The sequence below is a fragment of the Stenotrophomonas sp. 96582_Sma genome (assembly GCF_056480905.1).
In genome coordinates, this window is sequence record NZ_CM151122.1 from 660,037 (window position 1) to 677,308 (window position 17,272).

The 17,272-nt window shown below is 67.3% G+C and carries 16 protein-coding genes and 1 other RNA gene; 9 read left to right on the forward strand and 8 right to left on the reverse strand.

Annotated features, from left to right (window positions below):
- Positions 1 to 236 precede the first annotated feature (236 nt).
- From ACZK2R_RS02970 to ACZK2R_RS02985, 4 genes are all read right to left on the reverse strand, one after another.
- Complete coding sequence (locus tag ACZK2R_RS02970) at positions 237 to 1,622, reverse strand: FAD-binding oxidoreductase (protein ID WP_180838384.1); 1,386 nt, start codon at positions 1,620 to 1,622, stop codon at positions 237 to 239.
- Positions 1,619 to 2,374, reverse strand: a complete 756-nt coding sequence (locus ACZK2R_RS02975; RefSeq protein ID WP_180838385.1) for a metal-dependent hydrolase — start codon at positions 2,372 to 2,374, stop codon at positions 1,619 to 1,621. Before ACZK2R_RS02975 ends, ACZK2R_RS02970 begins: the two co-directional genes overlap by 4 nt.
- A gap of 110 nt (positions 2,375 to 2,484) precedes the next feature.
- A complete protein-coding gene (locus ACZK2R_RS02980) occupies positions 2,485 to 2,853 on the reverse strand; it encodes a YraN family protein (protein ID WP_180838386.1) in 369 nt (122 codons plus the stop codon).
- On the reverse strand, positions 2,843 to 4,564 hold the full coding sequence (locus ACZK2R_RS02985) for a penicillin-binding protein activator (RefSeq protein WP_125895337.1): 1,722 nt from the start codon (positions 4,562 to 4,564) through the stop codon (positions 2,843 to 2,845). Before ACZK2R_RS02985 ends, ACZK2R_RS02980 begins: the two co-directional genes overlap by 11 nt.
- An 81-nt stretch (positions 4,565 to 4,645) precedes the next feature.
- On the opposite strand from ACZK2R_RS02985, the gene rsmI reads away from it, so the two are divergent.
- Positions 4,646 to 5,464: a 16S rRNA (cytidine(1402)-2'-O)-methyltransferase gene (gene rsmI, locus ACZK2R_RS02990; protein ID WP_005412235.1), complete on the forward strand. Its 819-nt coding sequence runs from the start codon at positions 4,646 to 4,648 to the stop codon at positions 5,462 to 5,464.
- A 152-nt stretch (positions 5,465 to 5,616) separates the two neighbouring features.
- Here rsmI and ACZK2R_RS02995 read toward each other — a convergent pair whose 3' ends face one another.
- On the reverse strand, positions 5,617 to 6,486 hold the full coding sequence (locus tag ACZK2R_RS02995) for a nucleotidyl transferase AbiEii/AbiGii toxin family protein (protein ID WP_219631009.1): 870 nt from the start codon (positions 6,484 to 6,486) through the stop codon (positions 5,617 to 5,619).
- Complete coding sequence (locus ACZK2R_RS03000; RefSeq protein ID WP_180838387.1) at positions 6,483 to 7,142, reverse strand: type IV toxin-antitoxin system AbiEi family antitoxin domain-containing protein; 660 nt, start codon at positions 7,140 to 7,142, stop codon at positions 6,483 to 6,485. The genes ACZK2R_RS02995 and ACZK2R_RS03000 overlap by 4 nt, the downstream gene beginning before the upstream one ends.
- 202 nt (positions 7,143 to 7,344) lie before the next feature.
- Between ACZK2R_RS03000 and rnpB the strand changes: the two genes are divergently transcribed.
- An RNA gene (gene rnpB / locus ACZK2R_RS03005) (RNase P RNA component class A) lies at positions 7,345 to 7,696 on the forward strand.
- 123 nt (positions 7,697 to 7,819) lie between these two features.
- Here rnpB and ACZK2R_RS03010 read toward each other — a convergent pair.
- Positions 7,820 to 8,299 carry a DM13 domain-containing protein gene (locus ACZK2R_RS03010; RefSeq protein WP_100467800.1) on the reverse strand — a complete coding sequence of 160 codons (480 nt, stop codon included), beginning with the start codon at positions 8,297 to 8,299 and terminating at the stop codon, positions 7,820 to 7,822.
- A 358-nt stretch (positions 8,300 to 8,657) separates the two neighbouring features.
- On the reverse strand, positions 8,658 to 9,446 hold the full coding sequence (locus ACZK2R_RS03015) for an NRDE family protein (protein ID WP_180838388.1): 789 nt from the start codon (positions 9,444 to 9,446) through the stop codon (positions 8,658 to 8,660).
- A 368-nt stretch (positions 9,447 to 9,814) separates the two neighbouring features.
- On the opposite strand from ACZK2R_RS03015, the gene ACZK2R_RS03020 reads away from it, so the two are divergent.
- Genes ACZK2R_RS03020 through mraY form a run of 7 tightly spaced genes read left to right on the forward strand, consistent with a single transcriptional unit; the run spans position 9,815 to position 17,271 of the window.
- Positions 9,815 to 10,216, forward strand: coding sequence for a division/cell wall cluster transcriptional repressor MraZ (locus ACZK2R_RS03020; RefSeq protein ID WP_008266948.1), 402 nt, complete (start codon positions 9,815 to 9,817; stop codon positions 10,214 to 10,216).
- 14 nt (positions 10,217 to 10,230) lie between these two features.
- Positions 10,231 to 11,199, forward strand: coding sequence for a 16S rRNA (cytosine(1402)-N(4))-methyltransferase RsmH (rsmH, locus tag ACZK2R_RS03025; RefSeq protein ID WP_094000427.1), 969 nt, complete (start codon positions 10,231 to 10,233; stop codon positions 11,197 to 11,199).
- The gene (ftsL, locus tag ACZK2R_RS03030; RefSeq protein ID WP_005412242.1) at positions 11,196 to 11,459 is read left to right on the forward strand and encodes a cell division protein FtsL; all 264 of its coding nucleotides are present in this window, start codon (positions 11,196 to 11,198) and stop codon (positions 11,457 to 11,459) included. Before rsmH ends, ftsL begins: the two co-directional genes overlap by 4 nt.
- Positions 11,456 to 13,300: a peptidoglycan D,D-transpeptidase FtsI family protein gene (locus ACZK2R_RS03035; RefSeq protein WP_099590097.1), complete on the forward strand. Its 1,845-nt coding sequence runs from the start codon at positions 11,456 to 11,458 to the stop codon at positions 13,298 to 13,300. Before ftsL ends, ACZK2R_RS03035 begins: the two co-directional genes overlap by 4 nt.
- Positions 13,297 to 14,805, forward strand: coding sequence for a UDP-N-acetylmuramoyl-L-alanyl-D-glutamate--2,6-diaminopimelate ligase (locus tag ACZK2R_RS03040; RefSeq protein ID WP_180838389.1), 1,509 nt, complete (start codon positions 13,297 to 13,299; stop codon positions 14,803 to 14,805). Before ACZK2R_RS03035 ends, ACZK2R_RS03040 begins: the two co-directional genes overlap by 4 nt.
- Positions 14,802 to 16,196, forward strand: a complete 1,395-nt coding sequence (locus ACZK2R_RS03045) for a UDP-N-acetylmuramoyl-tripeptide--D-alanyl-D-alanine ligase (protein ID WP_180838390.1) — start codon at positions 14,802 to 14,804, stop codon at positions 16,194 to 16,196. Before ACZK2R_RS03040 ends, ACZK2R_RS03045 begins: the two co-directional genes overlap by 4 nt.
- Entirely contained in the window at positions 16,186 to 17,271 is a 1,086-nt protein-coding gene (mraY, locus tag ACZK2R_RS03050; RefSeq protein ID WP_010481929.1) for a phospho-N-acetylmuramoyl-pentapeptide-transferase, read from the forward strand. The genes ACZK2R_RS03045 and mraY overlap by 11 nt, the downstream gene beginning before the upstream one ends.
- Position 17,272 lies beyond the last annotated feature (1 nt).

Genomic DNA, 17,272 nt, shown 5'->3' on the forward strand with positions numbered 1-17,272 from the left:
CGCTGGACCAGGCAGCTGGCGCTCACGACGGGCGTGGGTCAGAGCTGTGTGGTGCTGTTGGCGATATGTTCCTGGCAAAGGAGCAGTTTTCCCATGCAACAAGTTGCAAAGCACACTGGACACCGGATGGAGCTTCAGTTGACGGCTGGCAGCGTGAAGGTCCGTAGCGGGTACAGTGCGACGCCTCCAGCTGGGGAGGGCTCCTGCGGGTCGTCGTCAACACATTGGCAGTGGCACTACACCGGCGGCAGCACCTTGCCGGGGTTGAGAATGCCGTCCGGGTCCAGCGCGGCCTTGATCGCGCGCATCGTCGCCAGCGTTTCCGGGGTAAAGGCCTGCGCCATGAAATCGCGCTTGGCCAGGCCAATGCCGTGTTCGCCCGACAGGGTGCCACCCAGCGCCAGCGTCAGCGCGAAGATCTTTGGCAGCGCGGCATGTGCGCGCGCGTTCTCGTCGGCATCGTCCGGGTGATACAGGATGTTGACGTGTAGGTTGCCGTTGCCGGCATGGCCGAAGGTGACGATGGTCAGCGTGTAGTCGCGCGCCAGTGCCTGCACGCCCGCCACCAGCTCCGGAATGCGCGATACCGGCACCACCACGTCTTCATTGATCTTGCCCGGCGCAACGCTGCGCAGCGCAGGCGACAACGCCTTGCGTGCGGCCCACAGCTGGTCGCGCGCGCGTCCTTCCATCGCCACATCCAGTTCGATCATGCCGTCGCCTTCAGCGGCGCTGGCCAGGGCCTGCAGCAGATAGGGCAGGGTGTCGTGGTCACCATCGGCTTCCACCAGCAGCATTGCACCGGCCTCCGGCACGTCGGCACCGTTCAGCCGCAGCAGCTCGAGGCTACGTGCGTCCATGAACTCCAGGCGGGTGGGTACTACCGGCTGCGACATCAATCGCGATACCGCGGCTGCGGCGGCATCGGCATCGCGGTACAGCACACGCAGGCCGGCCTGGCTGACCGGCAGCGGGGTCAGTTTCAGCGTGGCTTCCACGATCAATGCCAGCGTGCCTTCGCTGCCTACCAGCAGATGGGTGAGGTCGTAGCCGGTGGCGTCCTTGGTGTAGGCGCCGCCGCAGCGGATGACGTCGCCGGTGCCGGTCACCGCCACCAGACCCAGCACGTTGTCGCGGCTGGTGCCGTACTTCACCGCGCGCGGGCCGCCGGCATTGCAGGCCAGGTTGCCGCCGATGCTGCAGATCTCGGCGCTGGAGGGGTCCGGCGCCCAGAACAGGCCATGCGGGGCCAGCGCCTGCTGCAGGGCGCCGTTGAGCACGCCTGGTTGCACCACCGCGCAACGGTCACCGGCGCGGATCTCGACGATGCGGTCCATGCGGGTGAACGACAGCACGATACTGCCGGGCAGCGGCACCGCCGCGCCGGTGGTGCCGGTACCAGCGCCACGTGCGACCAAGGCCACGCCATGCGCACGGCAGGCCCGCACCAAAGCCTGCACCTGTTCGATGTCGGCTGGCAGCGCCACCGCCGCCGGGCGCTGGTGACGCCATGAGTTGTCCTGCGCGTTCGCCTCCAGCGCGCCGTCATCCATGCGCCAGCCCTCCGCGCCCAGCAGGGCGGACAGTTCGGCAACCAGGGCAGCAGGCAGGGCAGGACTCATGACGGATCTCGTGGGGCAGCAGGAGCGGGTTGGATCAGTTTCCAGGCAACAACGGCGGTAGCCAGTGGCAGCCACACCCAGCGCAGTTCAGAGAGCAGGGTGGCCACGCCACGCGCGCTGAAGAACTGTGGCGCGAAGGGTGAAACGCGGATGGGTCGCCACGGCGCGAAGAAGCGCTGCTCACTCCATGGCCAGGCCAGGGCGACACCGAGGCCGCCGGAGGTCGTCGCATCCAGCAACGGATGGCTGGCGGCGCAGACGAAGACGAACACCGCCGCTTGTACGGTCGATGCCACCGTTGGCCCTGCCTTGGTAGGTGCCAACCTCGGTTGGCACGAAACCGCCGACCAAGGTCGGCGACTACCGAAGCTGCGTGGTGCCGACCAAGGTCGGCCGCTACCAGAGCGTGCCATCGCCTCTTCGGTAGGTGCCAACCTTGGTTGGCACAGAAGCGTCGACCAAGGTCGGCGACTACCGGAGTTGCGGGGCGCCGACCAAGGCCGGCGGCTACCAAAGAACGCCAACACCGCGGCCAATGCCGCCAGCACGCCGGCAAACAGCAACGAATGGCTGGCACCGCGGTGGCCGAACGCATCGGCGTAGGGAATATGCAGTGCAAAGGCCAGCACGTCGGCATCGGGCAGCATCGCTGCGATCACACCGGCCGCCAGCAGGCGCGGAGGGATGCGGCCACGGTCAGCGGCGCACCAGAGCGCCAACGGCACAGCGGCATGGGTGATGATCGAAGGCATCAGTCACGCACCGTGGTTGTGCCGGCCAGGCTGCGCTCCGGTAGGTGCCAACCTCGGTTGGCACAGAAGCGCCGACCAAGGTCGACCTCTACCAGAGCGGACGGAAACCATCAGCAATCATCCAGCCGGAACGCATCGCGCAGCCAGTTCAACTGCGGCGGTTCACCCGTGGCTTCCACCACATCAAAGCGGCACGGTGCATTGGCCAACGCCGGATTGTCCTGCAGGAACAGCTGCGCGGCATGGGCCAGGCGCCGGCATTTGCGCGCATCCACCGAAGCGGCGCCGCCACCGAAATCCGATCGCGCGCGATAGCGCACTTCCACGAACACCACGGTGCCGGCGTCGTCCATCACCAGGTCCAGTTCACCACCGCGATAGCGCACGTTGCGCGCACGCCGCTGCAGTCCGGCCTGTTGCAGATGCAGCTCGGCGGCGGCTTCCACCGCCGAGCCACGTTGGCTGCGCTCAGCGACCACCGACGATCGGCATCGGCCGGCCGCCATTGAAGGTGGACCATGCCGGCTGGCGCAGGATGTTGCCGTTGCTGTCCAGGAACAGGGTGCCGGTAGCACCGTCCAGGCCGCCCTCGTTGGACAGCTTGTCCAGATAGGCGGTGATCTTCCATGCATCGGCACCGAAGGCGAACAGACGGCCAGCGGCGCCGCGAGCGCTGGGCAGCGCGCTGGCCACCTGGCTGGCCGACGGCAGGCCGGACACGCTGCGCACGTTCCAGGCTTCGTTCGGGTAGACGATGCCGTCCAGCGCCACGTCTTCTTCCACCTTGCCGCTGCCGACGGTCAGCTGCGAGGTGCCGACGCGGGTCGCGCCGCCGGCACCGGCCAACGCCAGCTGCGGTGCCAGCAACCGGGCCTGCGGGGCGCGCACGGCGAGGAACACGGCGTCGACCTGACCGGCATTGCGCACCTGCGCGCCGACATCGCCGACGGCTTCGCTGACATTGACCGTGGCCACCACCTGGCCGCCGCGCTGTGCGAAGCGCTGGGCGAAGGCGGCGGCGGAACGGCGGCCGGTGTCGTCGTTGCTGCTGATCACCAGCGCGCGGTTGCGCTCGCGGCCACGCAGGTACTCGGCGGCGACGATACCGTCGTCTTCCGGTGCCAGCGAGAAGCCGGCGCTGCCGGCCGGCGGTGCATCCTTGCCGCGGTTCAGGGCCAGCACCGGTACCTGCAGCTGCTGGCGGCCGTACACGGCGTCCACTTCGTCGCGGCCCAGCGGGCCGACCACGAAGTCGGCACCGGAGGCGACGGCCTTGTCGTAGGCGGCGAGGGCACCAGCCGGGGTGCCAGCGGTGTCGAAGAAATTGATGTCCGGGCGGCGACGGCTTTCACCGTAGTAGGCGCTCAGCAGGCCATCGCGCACCGGCTGTGCGGCGGTGGCCAGGCGGCCGCTGAGCGGCAGCAGCACCGCCAGCTTGGCCGGCGGCCGGTAACCGTCGCTCATCGCCGGCGGCCGCTTGCTGGTGTCGAACTGAGCCGCGCCATCGCGGTCGAACGGGCGCGGCAGCGGCAGGCCGCGCGCGATCAGCGCACGGCCGGCGAAGTTGTACAGAGGATCGTTGGCCGGCAGGGCGGCGGCACGGCTGCGCAAAGTGGCGTCGTCGAGGGTGCCGAGCAGGCCGGCGATGGCGGCCTGGTTCTCGCTGCGCGCACTGCCGGTCAGGCTGGCATGGGCGCGTGCACGTTCGGTGGCGGCGCCGAAGGCATCGCCGGTGCCCTGCAGGGCCTGGGCGCGGGCCAGCAGCCAGCGGGTGCGCAGGCCGACCGCAACACTGTCGGCATGATCCTTCAGCAGGGCCAGGGCCTGCGCCGGCTGCTTGTCGGCCAGTGCCAGCTCGGCGCCGGTCAGCTGGTAGCGCTGCAGGCTGGCGCCGGACAGCTGGCGCGCGGTGAGCTGGCCCAGCAGGCTGCGCGCGCGCGCACTGTCACCGGCCAGGTGCCAGGCCCAGGCCGCGTCGGCCAGCGCGTTGCTGCGGGCGCCGCCGCGGAGGGTGGCGGCCAGGGCTTCCAGCTGCAGCGCGGCGTCGCGCGGCTTGCCCTGTTCGATCAGCGCCAGCGCCTGGCTCTGGGCCGGCGAATCGGGCGTGCTGGTCAGGCTGGTGGTGGCGCAACCGGCCAGCAGCATCAGCGACAGCGACAGGGCGGAGATCCGTGCGGCGGGCTTGTTCATGATCGGGTCCATGCGATGAGGGCAGCGGCCTTGGCCGGGTACACGCTACGATTCTACCCTTGCCCCGTGAGTACCGCTGAAATGAGTGTGCCAACCCTGTACGTCGTCGCCACCCCGATCGGCAACCTGGCCGATCTGAGCCCGCGCGCGCAGGAGGTGCTGCGGTCGGTGGCGGCCATCTGTGCTGAAGACACCCGCCGCAGTGGCCAGCTGCTGTCCCATTTCGGCATCCAGCAGCCGTTGGTGGCCCTGCACGAACACAATGAAGAGGCCCTGGCCCAGCGCCTGGTATCGCGCCTGCAGGCCGGTGAATCGCTGGCGCTGGTCAGTGATGCCGGCACCCCGCTGGTCAGTGACCCCGGTTTCCGCCTGGTGCGTGCTGCGCGCGCGGCGGGCATCAAGGTCAGCCCGATTCCCGGCGCCTGTGCCGCCATCGCTGCGCTGAGCGTGGCCGGCCTGCCCAGCGACCGTTTCAGTTTCGAGGGTTTCCTGCCGGCCAAGGCCAGCGGCCGCCGCGACCGCCTGCAGGCGCTGGCCGGTGAAGTACGCACGATGGTGTTCTACGAATCCTCGCACCGCATCGCCGAATCGCTGGCCGACATGGCGGCGATCTTCGGCGGCGAACGACCGGCGGTGCTTGCCCGCGAGCTGACCAAGCTGTTCGAGACCGTGCTTGATGGTGACCTGGCCGGCCTGCTGGCGAAGGTGGAAGCCGACGAGAACCAGCGCAAGGGCGAGTTCGTGGTGATGGTGCAGGGCGCGGGTGATGACGAAGAAGCGCAACTGGCGCATGGCCGCCGCGTTTACGCCAAACTGAGCGAGCACCTGCCGCCGTCGACCGCCGCCAAGCTGGCCGCCGAGTTGACCGGCGCGCCGCGCAAGGCGTTGTACGGGAGTTGATGGATCGTGCGGGCCAAGGTCCGCACCCACCAACGCGGAATCTGCACCCACCAGAGCAGCGGAATCGGTAGATCCACGCCATGCGTGGATGAACGGGCCACGCCGGGGTCTGCACCCACCCGGGCGGACCGATAGCGCCAGGCCTTGCGACGTCAGGACTGTACGGGTGTGTCGAGGGTGTCCAGATAGTTGGCAATCTCGGCAATCACCGAAGAGAGGTCCGGCGCGATCAGGCGATTCCTGCGCAGGAAGGCGCGCCACTGGGTCTGCTTCTGGGTATCTGCGGCGAATGACTGAGTCAGTCCGTAGGGCAGGGGCGTTGGCGCCGGGGTCCTTCGTCGATCAAACGTCGCGCCAATGGCCGCAACAAGGTGCGGGCGATCCATGGCGTCTTCGCGGATCAGTGCCAGCAAGTCGAAGAAGTCCTTCATCCTGCTGTTAGCGATGCCCAGTGCCGCTATAGCCTCGAGCTTTTCGGCAAACACGGTTTCGCGTGGATAGACGCGCAGGCAGGCTGGAGGGAATCCCTCCAGAATCACCGGATAGGTGATTTCCGGCGGCGGGGTGATCACCGCGTCGCCAAACCCGACGTCCCACTGCACATGGCAGCGTGCGCGGCCCAGATGTGCGATCAGGCGCATGCGCAGCCCCTCGTACGTGGCTTCTTCACGTATGGCCTCGATGACGATGCTGCCTGGATCGAAGCGCAGGCCGTCGTCCCCGGGCATTCCACAGAGCGAAAGTGCGATATGTAGCAGGCGATCGGGCTCAGCGCTGCCGGATCCCAGGAAATCGGCATCCCGTGTAGGGCGGTGCGGCGCGTCGAACCACACTGCGAACAGCATGGCACCCTTCAGCAGGAACTGGTCGCGGTATCGAGAAGCGGAGAGCCGGTAGAGCAGGCGCTCAACGGCGAACCTGTCCAGCACGAACTGAAAGTCCTCACCCCGCTTGCGTGCGAGATCGAGCAGCCGTTGCCGGATGGAAGCAACGCGGTGGGGAGGTGTTAGAGAGGGGATCAAGCCAGGGCATCGAGGTACGGTCTCATCAGTCTGGCAACGCGGCAGATCCGCGCATACTCCATCAACGCATCCGGCGTGGTTGCACGGCTGTGAAGCGCGTCACGCAGGGCTTCAAGTGCGACATCAAGCCCTACGAGATTGCGGAACTTGAAGCAATCGACGACGGTTTTGGCAGCGTTGCTGACGTATATGAGACGTCCGCCTACGCGACGTTCTTCCAGCCCCGCATTGAGGGTCGTTGCCGACATGCGGACCACACGGAGGGGCGGCCAGTCGATCCGCGGAACGCGGTCGCTGTTGCCGATGGAGACCCAGCGTTCGAATGGTGCTTGGGTGGTCAGGCCATGCAGGCGCAGGGCACTCAGCAGGCATAGACGGGGGTGTGGCAGGCGTTCTGCAATGATCCGCAGTCCATCATCGGTGTCGTCGCTCTTTCTTTCCGCCAACGCGTAGACGCCACGGGACAACCGGATCAGTGCGCCTGCCTCGACCAGGCGGGTCAGTTGGGCGCGGGCGATCCCGGCAGTCACCAGTTCGCGGGCGCGCAGGGTGCCTGCGCGTCGCAATAGCTTTCGTGCCTTGGCCTCGGCGTTTCCCATGACGGCATTGTTCCATAATGTCGGGTGTTTTGAATATCGACTGACAAAAAGGAACATCGTTGGCTGCGGCGAGTGACGAGTGAATGGTGCGGACCAAGGTCCGCACCCACCAGAGCGGAATCCGCACCCACCAGAGCCGCGCGGGTTTCGCCGGCCCTGTCCAGTGAATCGGTAGATCCACGCCATGCGTGGATGGCTGAACCTGACGCCGCGATCAGCACGGCAGGAAGGGCGTGCGTAGGCTAGAATGTGCACTGGCGGAGCCGGCCAGACAGTCGCGTCATCCCTTCGGGGGTGCCGAGGAAAGTCCGGGCTCCATAGGGCAAGGTGCCAGGTAACGCCTGGGCGGCGCAAGCCGACGGAAAGTGCAACAGAAAGATACCGCCTACGTCTTCTTCGGAAGGCCGGTAAGGGTGAAATGGTGCGGTAAGAGCGCACCGCGAGTCTGGCAACAGACCGGCACGGCAAACCCCACCTGGAGCAAGACCAAATAGGGATCCTTTGGCGCGGCCCGCGTTGGATCCGGGTAGGTTGCTTGAGCGTTGCGGTGACGTAACGCCTAGAGGAATGACTGTCCACGACAGAACCCGGCTTATCGGCCGGCTCCGCCTCCTTCTTCCATATGCGTGAACCGCGCATCGGTAGTGCCGGCCGCTGGTCGGCAGCGTCACGATGCCTGCAGGGCGGACAGAGTGCCGGCCAGCGGCCGGCACTACCTCGACGCCGCGTGTTCCTCAACCCGGCGTGCGGTACTGCCCGGCGGAGATGAACTGCGAGAAGCGCTCGCACCACACCACGACCGTGGTGTAGTCGTCCACGTTGACGTCATCGGGTACATCGACCAGGAAGCGGTTGAAGGTCTTCACTTCACCGATGCGTTTCGCCTGTGCCTTGATCTTCAGGAAGTCGGCCTTGTTGTCGACGAAGTCGCGGACCAGGTACACCTTGTAATCCGGGCCCGGCCCCATCTTGCCGTCGAAGGCGACCTGGCGCGGGCTGACGCTGACTTTGCCTTCCGCCCAATGCACTGCATCGCTGCCCTTGAGGTCGCGGCGAAAGGTGGTGCGGTAGGGGGCATCAGTCATGGCGGCCTGCACCTGTGCGACCGGCGGGTCATCGGGGGCAATCAGGATCGGCAGGAAGTACACGCCCAAGCCGAAGCCAAGGCCGAGGGTGAGCAGGTGGGTGACGATCAGGATGAGGATGCGGCGCATGGGGCCTCCATGGGGGTTGCGGTCGATCGCGCGGCGGGGTGCCGGGCGCCACCACCCTGGGGGGGCAGGGGCGACATTTATAGACACAGTGCCGATTGCGAAAAGGGCACAGTGGGCGGACTGCGACGCCGGAGCCCCTGTGGCGTGGGCGGATCGCGGTCGCGGTTGGAAGCTGAATGACGTTTCGAGCCCGTTGCGATGACGACTGCCGTCGCGTGGATCGCGACAACGCGATGCCCGGTAGTGCCGGCCGCCGGCCGGCAGCTTCATGGCGCATCCAAAGATCCAGAGGTTGCCGGCCAGCGGCCGGCACTACCCTGCTGGAAAGGAACTCCCGCCAGCGGCCGGCACGACCCGGTCAGAAAATGACGTGACTCTGTCCGTTGGCTGCGCCCTGTGGGCCAAAGCGGCGCTCGTGGATCTGGCCGTGGCCATCGGCGTCGATCAGCAGCACGGTGCTGGCGCGGGTGCCGTAGTCGTCGCCGCGGATGAACGCCGGACTCAGCCAGCGCTCGCGTTCCAGGCCGATGCCGGTGTCGGGCAGGTCGCTGTCGGCGGGGCGATGTTCGTCGGCCAGGGCGGCCCAGAGCGGGGTCAGGTCCGGGGTCAGATCCTTTTCGCTTTGCGAAAGGGATCTGACCCGGTCTTCCTGCAGCCAGGCTTCAAGGGCCTCCGTCAGCCGCCGGGTCTTCGGCCAGGGCGCGTCCAGCGCGCCGTTGGACATGCCATGCACGCCCGGGCCCAGGCTCTGCCGCTCGGCGGGGTGGTTGCCCAGGAACTCCAGGCTGTGGCCGTCGGCCAGCAACAGGTTGAACGGCGCGTAGGCGCCGGCCACGGTTGCCAGTCGGTCGATATGCACGGCGGCCGGGTCGCGGCCGCGCAGGAAGTCGGCCACCAGCGCGCCCCGTGAAGGACCGGTCTGGGCGGCCAGCGGATCACGCACATTGGTGACCACCGCCATCCGGCCTGCGGCACCGACGCCCGCCCAGCCGCCGCCGGAGCGCAGGTCGCGCCCCCCGATGACGGAGGTCTCATCTTGCCAGGGGGCCAGCGCCGCCGTCGGGCGGGCGTGGAACTCATCACGGTTGCCGGTCATCACCAGCCGCCAGCGCGGGTGGTGCATCCAGCCAAGAGCGAGCAGGCACATGGCCTCATTGTGCACGGTTTGCGCAGTCTGGCGCCGCTTCCGGCCCGTTTTGGATGAATGCGCGGCCGATGTTTCACGCGCTGTCCACAGCCCTGAACTTCCGTTCAATCTCAAAAATTGAGACGGATCAGCAACTTGTGGATAAGCCTTGAACAATTCTCTAAAGGTTGTTGCAAGCCATTGATGTGGCTGGCGATTTCCCCGCTGAAAAGTTGTTGACAACCCTTCGGCCGCTGCTAAGGTGGGCATCAGAGGGAAATCCGGGTGTTTTGTGGGTTTTCGTGGTTCAATGTTTCACCGGGCGAAGGATAGGTGCACGCGTCGTGTTCCAGGGCGAGACGGCCATCACAGTTGACGATAAAGGGCGCATGGCGGTTCCCACCGCTTACCGCGACCTCGTCGCGCGCGCCAGCAACAACCGTCTCGTGCTGACCTACAACCCGTTCGAAGCCGGCTGCCTGTGGCTGTATGCAGAGTCGGAATGGGAGCGGGTCCGCGACGACGTGATGTCCAAGCCCAACACCCAGCGCGTCGTGCGCCTGTTGCAGCAGAAGCTGGTCGGCTCGGCCGCCCATCTTGAGCTGGACGGCAACGGTCGCATCAGCATCCCCGCCAGCCACCGCGGTGCGGTGGGCATTGAGAAGAAGGCGGTATTGCTCGGTATGGGCGACAAGTTCGAATTGTGGAGCGAGCAGGCGCATCGGGCCCTGATCCAGCAGACATTGTCTGACGAGGATCTGGGTGATGGGTTGCTCGACCTGAAGTTGTGAGCCGGGGTGCCCGGATGCGCCCAGAAGCGCAGGCCGGTCACCTTCCGGTGTCGCAGTCGCCGGCGGTGCACCTGCCGGTCCTGTACACCCAGGTCCTTGAAGGCCTGAGGGTGATCGAAAACGGACGTTATCTGGATGGCACGTTCGGTCGTGGCGGTCATGCACGTGGCGTGCTCACCCAGCTCGGTCCCGAGGGGCGCCTGCTGGTCATGGACAAGGATCCGGAAGCCATCGCCGTAGCCGAGCGCGATTTCGCGCCGGACCCGCGCGTGTCCATCTTCCGTGGCAGCTTCGCCCAGCTGCTGCAGTGGGATGCGACGGCTGAAGGCCTGGACGGCGTCCTGTTCGACCTGGGCGTGTCGTCGCCGCAGCTGGACGTGGCCGAACGTGGCTTCAGCTTCGGCAAGGACGGCCCGCTGGACATGCGCATGGACCCGGACAGCGGTGAAAGCGCCGCGCAGTGGATCAACCGCGTCGAAGATCGCGAGATTGCCGACGTGCTGTGGACCTACGGCGAAGAGCGCCAGAGCCGCCGTATCGCCCGTGCCATCGTGGCGCGCCGCGAGAAGCAGCCGTTCACCCGCACCGCAGAACTGGCCGAGCTGATCGCCTCGGTGATGCCGCGTGGCAAGGACAAGATCCACCCGGCCACGCGCAGCTTCCAGGCCATCCGCATCCACATCAACCGCGAGCTGGCCGATCTGGAAGCCGGCCTCGATGCGGCGGTGGAGCGGCTCAAGCCCGGCGGTCGTCTGGCGATCATCAGCTTCCACTCGCTGGAAGACCGCATCGTCAAGCAGTACATGAACCGCCTGGCCAAGGCGCCGCCGGCCAACCGCCGCCTGCCCGAGGCGGAGGTGTTCGTACCGACGCTGGATCTGATCGGTGGCGCCATCAAGGCCACCGACGAAGAACTGGCGGCCAACCCGCGTGCCCGCAGCGCCGTGCTGCGCGTGGCCCAGAAGCGGGAGGCCGATGCATGAGCCGGCTGCTGCTGATCATCCTGTTGGCCTCGACCGTGGCCTCGGCGATCGGCGTCGTGTTCGTGCGTCACCGTCACCGTCAGACGTTCATCGAGCTGTCGCGCGCTGAGCGCAAGCGCGATGACATCAATCTGGAATTCGGCCGCCTGCAGCTGGAGCAGGCCACCTTGGCCGAAGCCAACCGTGTCGATCGCATCGCCCGCGAGAAGCTCGGCATGAAGTTCCCCGAGGCCGCCGACATCGTGGTGGTGCGCCCATGAGCAAGACCGGCCGCAACCGCCCGCGCAACGCCTTCAACCTGCGCCAGCGCCTGCGCTGGGTGGCGTTGGCGCTCGGCCTGTGTTCGGTGTCGCTGGTGGGCCGTGCGGCCTACGTGCAGATCATCAACAGCGACTTCTACCAGCGCCAGGGCGAGGCCCGCTACCTGCGCGAGCTGCCGATCAAGACCTCGCGCGGCATGATCACCGACCGCAACGGCGAGCCGCTGGCGGTGTCGACCCCGGTCGCTTCGATCTGGGTCAACCCGCAGGACCTGCTGCGTTCGCCTGAGCGGATTCCCGAGCTGGCCCAGGCGGTCGGCATGTCGGTGGATGAACTGAGCAGCCGCCTGTCGCAGAAGTCGGACAAGGAATTCATGTACCTGCGCCGCCGGATCAATCCGGACGAGGCAGAGAAGGTGGTCGCGCTGAAGATTCCAGGCGTGGCCGCGCAGCGCGAGTTCCGCCGCTTCTACCCGCAGGGTGAGGCGATGGCGCACGTGCTGGGCTTCACCAACATCGACGACCGCGGCCAGGAAGGCCTGGAGCTGGCGTTCGACGAATGGCTGCGCGGCAAGGCCGGTGCCAAGCGGGTGATCCGCAACCGCAAGGGCGAGACCGTCGAGAGCGATCTGCTGCGCGCCGCCGAACCGGGCAAGGACCTGACCCTCAGCATCGACCGCCGCATCCAGTACCTGGCGTTCAAGGAACTGCGCAATGCGCTGGTGGCCAACAAGGCGGCCGGCGGTTCGATGGTGATCATGGACGTGACCACCGGCGAGATCCTGGCCATGGTCAACCTGCCGACCTACAACCCGAATTCGGTGGGTGGTGCGGCTCCTGATACCCGCCGTAACCGTGCGGTGACCGACCTGGTCGAGCCGGGTTCGACGATGAAGCCGCTGACCATCGCCACCGCATTGCAGGCAGGTGCGGTGACCAAGGACACCGTCATCGACACCAATCCGGGCTACATGCAGGTGGCGCGCTTCACCATCCGCGACGTGCCGCGCAACAACGGCGTATTGAACGTGACCGGTGTGATCACCCGCAGTTCCAACATCGGCGCGGCCAAGGTCGCGGCGAAGATGCCGGACCAGGTGTTCTATGACGGCGTGCGCCGCTTCGGCTATGGCTCGGTGCCGCACAGCGGCTTCCCGGGTGAATCCGGTGGTGTGGTGCGGCGCCCGGCCAACTGGGACGGTGCCACCAAGACCACCATGTCCTACGGCTACGGCCTGAATGTGACCCCGCTGCAGATCGCCACCGCCTATTCGGCGCTGGCCAATGGCGGCAAATTGATCGCGCCGACCTTTGTCAAAGGCCAGCGCAACGAAGCGCATCAGATCATCGATGAGAGCGTCGCCAGGCAGGTGGTGGCGATGATGGAAACGGTTGTTACCCAGGGCGGCGCCAAGCAGGCGGCGGTGCTGGGTTACCGCGTGGCCGGCAAGACCGGTACCGCGCGCAAGACCGGCCCGGGTGGTTACGAGCGCGGCCATTACAACGCGCTGTTCGCCGGCGTGGTGCCGGCCACCAATCCGCGCTTCGCCACTGTCATCGTCATCAACGATCCGCAGGCCGGCAAGTTCTATGGCGGCCTGGTGTCGGCGCCGGTCTACCACAACGTGATGGAAGGCACCCTGCGCCTGATGGACGTGCCGCTGGACGACCTGCAGTCGTGGCTGGCCGCACAGCAGTCCGGCAAGGTCGGCCATTCGGCCTCGATCCTGCCCGCGCCGCCGGCCGAGGCCGCGCTGCCGGTGGATGCCGCCGCTGAATTCGACGCTGCGCTGCCCAGCGCGCAAGCCCAGACGCCGCCCGCTACGGGAGGCACGCAATGAGTCCTTCGATGTTGCTTTCGCAGTTGCTTCCGGATGTGGCCCTGGCGGGCCACGATCCCGTTCTGACCGGCCTGGTGCTGGACAGTCGCGCCGTGCGCCCCGGCAATGCCTTCGTCGCCATTGCCGGTTTCGGCGCGCATGGCCTGGGCTTTGTCGAGCAGGCCCGTGCGGCCGGCGCTGGCGCCATCCTGTTCGAACCGCCGGCACCGGTCGAACTGCCGGCACCGGACGATGCGATCGCTGTGCCGGGCCTGCGCGCGCGCATGGGTGCGATGGCCGACCAGTTCCATGGCGCACCGTCGCGGGCGATGGCGATGGTGGGCGTGACCGGCACCAACGGCAAGACCTCCACCGTGCAGCTGCTGGCCCAGGCCTGGCACCTGCTCGGAACGCCCAGTGGCAGTATCGGCACGTTGGGCGCCGGACTTTACGGTGCAGTTGAGCCGACCGGCTTCACTACGCCGCTGGTGCTGCAGATGCATGCGTTGCTGGCGCAGCTGCGTGATGCCGGTGCGCGCGCGGTGGCGATGGAAGTCAGCTCGCATGCGCTGGACCAGGGCCGCGTGGATGCGGTGCACTACGACGTGGCGGTATTCACCAACCTCACCCGCGATCATCTGGACTACCACGGCGACATGGCCAGCTACGGCGCGGCCAAGGCGCGGCTGTTCCATCGTCCGGGCCTGAAGGCCGCGGTGATCAATCTTGACGACGCGTTCGGTCGCCAGCTGTTCGCCGGCCTGCCGGCCGGTGTGCAGCCGATCGGCCTGAGCTCGCGCGGTGCCACCGATGCCAGCGTGCGCGCCGAGGCGCTGCAGCTGGATGGCCGTGGCATTGCCTTCGAACTGGTCATCGACGGCCAGCGCGCGGCGGTGCAGTCGCCGCTGCTGGGCCGCTTCAACGTGGACAACCTGCTGGCCGTGGCCGGCACCCTGCACGCGCAGGGTCAGCCGCTGCCGCGCATTGCCGAGGTGTTGTCGGCGCTGCAGCCGATCCGTGGCCGCATGAACCGCCTGGGCGGCGAAGACGGCCTGCCGACCGTGGTGGTCGATTACGCACATACCCCGGACGCACTGGAACAGGCGCTGGACAGCCTGCACGGCCACCTGCAGGGCACGCTGTTCTGCGTGTTCGGCTGCGGTGGCGAGCGTGATACCGGCAAGCGCCCGCAGATGGCCGCGATCGCCGAGCGCTTGGCCAACCAGGTCATCGTCACCGACGACAATCCGCGTGGCGAAGATGGCGACGTGATCGTAGCCGACATCCTGGCCGGCTTCACCGATGCCTCCGCCGTGACCGTGCAGCGCAGCCGCGCACGTGCGATCGGCCTGGCGGTGAAGCGTGCCGGTGCCGGCGACATCATCCTGATCGCTGGCAAGGGCCACGAGCCGTACCAGGAAGTGCATGGCGTGCGCCATGACTTCGACGACACCGAAGTGGCCGCCGCTGCGTTGGCCGCCAAGGCCGGTGTGCTCAGCGCGCAGGCCGGGGAGGGCATCGCATGAAGCGCACTCTGCTTTCGCTGATCGCACACTGGGCCGGCGGCGAGATCCACGGCGACGACGTGGCCATCGATGCGGTCAGCAATGACACCCGCAGCCTCGGCCCGGGCAACCTGTATGTGGCGCTGCGCGGCGAGCGTTTCGATGGCCATGACTTTGCCGCCGACGCGCAGGCGCGCGGTGCCAGCGCGCTGCTGGTCGAGCGCCTGCTGCCGATCGAACTGCCGCAGGTGCTGGTGGCCGACAGCGAACTGGCGCTGGCGAAGATCGCCACCGGCATGCAGCGTGACCGTGATACCGAGGTGTTCGCGATCACCGGCAGCAACGGCAAGACCAGCGTGAAGAGCCTGCTGCTGTCGATCCTGCAGCAGGTGGCCCGTCATGCGCACAAGGTGGTCTACGCCAACCCGGGCAACCGCAACAACGAGATCGGCCTGCCGCTGGCAGTGATCGATGCCCCGGAAGATGCCGACTACGCTGTCTACGAGATGGGCGCGGGCAAGCCGGGTGACATCGCCTACCTGACCGACATCGCCCGCCCGCGCTATGCGCTGGTCAACAACATCGCCCCGGCGCACCTGGAACGCATGGGCAGCCTGCTCGGCGTGGCAGTGACCAAGGGCGCGATCTATGCCGCGCTGCCTGCCGATGGCGTGGCCGTGATCAACGTCGACGATGCCTACGGCCGCTGGTTCGAACAGCACTTCGTCGGCACCCCGCCGCGCTGCCGCGTACTGCGCTATGGCCTGGAGCACACCGCGGACATCACCGCGCGCGACATCCGCGCCGGCGCGCAGGGCAGCCAGTTCACCCTGGTCGCACCGGGCGGCGAAGCCCGCGTGGTGCTGGGCCTGCCGGGTCGCCACAACGTCAGCAATGCGCTGGCCGCTGCCAGCCTGGCGCTGGCCGCCGGTGTCGATCTGGCGCTGATCGCGGCCGGCCTGGCCGAAGCACAGCCGGTACCGGGCCGCCAGATCGCCCATCAGCTGCGCAACGGCGCGGTGCTGGTGGACGACAGCTACAACGCCAACCCCGGTTCGCTGGCCGCGGCCATCGACGCCCTTGCCGCCGCACCGGAAGAGGGTTGGCTGGTGCTGGGCGACATGCGCGAGCTGGGTCCGGACGCCGAAGCGCTGCACGCGCAGGCAGGGCTCCGCGCGCGCGCTGCTGGCCTCAAGCGCCTGTATGCGCTGGGCCCGCTCAGCGCCGCTGCCGCCACCGCCTTCGGTGAAGGCGGCCGTCATTTCGCCACCCATGACGCGCTGTCGCAGGCGCTGAAGGACGAGCTGCACGCCGGCGTGCGCTGCCTGGTCAAGGGTTCCCGTGGCAGCGCCATGGACACGATTGTCAAAGCGCTGCTGGCGCAAGGAGAGGAATCCCCGCATGTTGTATGAACTGGCTCGATGGTTGCAGCAGTTGGAGAGCCTGTTCGGGCTGTTCAACTACCAGACGTTCCGCGCCATCCTTGCCGCGTTGACGGCCCTGTTCCTGTCGCTGTGGCTCGGCCCGGCGATGATCCGCAAGCTTGCCCAGTTCAAGGGCGGCCAGCCGATCCGCAAGGACGGTCCGCAGACCCATTTCTCCAAGGCCGGTACGCCGACCATGGGCGGTTCGCTGATCCTGCTCACCATCACCCTGTCGGTGCTGATGTGGGCCGACCTGCGCAACCGCTACGTGTGGCTGGTGCTGGCGGTGATGCTGTGCTTCGGCGCCATCGGCTGGTATGACGACTGGATCAAGATCGTCCGCCGCGACCCGAACGGCCTGAAGTCGCGCTGGAAGTACCTGCTGCAGTCGATCTTCGGCCTGGCCGCGGGCCTGTTCCTGTTCTACACGGCCGACGTGCCGGCAGCGCTGACCTTCTACATCCCGATGTTCAAGTCGATCGCGCTGCCGCTGGCCGGCATCGGATTCGTGGCCATCGCCTACTTCTGGATCGTCGGCTTCTCCAACGCGGTGAACCTGACCGACGGCCTGGACGGCCTGGCGATCATGCCGACCGTGCTGGTGGCCTGCGCACTGGGCGTGTTCGCCTACGCCTCGGGCAACGTGGTGTTCGCCAACTACCTGCAGATCCCGCAGATCCCGGGCGCCGGCGAGCTGGTCATCATCTGCGCGGCCATCGCCGGTGCGGGCCTGGGGTTCCTGTGGTTCAACACCTATCCGGCCATGGTGTTCATGGGCGACATCGGCGCGCTGGCGCTGGGTGCGGTGCTGGGTACGATCGCAGTGATCACCCGTCAGGAGCTGGTGCTGGTGATCATGGGCGGCGTGTTCGTCATCGAAACGCTGTCGGTGATGATCCAGGTCGCCTCGTTCAAGCTGACCGGCAAGCGCGTGTTCCGCATGGCGCCGATCCACCACCACTTCGAACTGAAGGGTTGGCCGGAGCCGCGCGTGATCGTGCGCTTCTGGATCATCTCGGTCGTGCTCGTGCTGATCGGCCTGGCCACGTTGAAGGTGCGCTGAG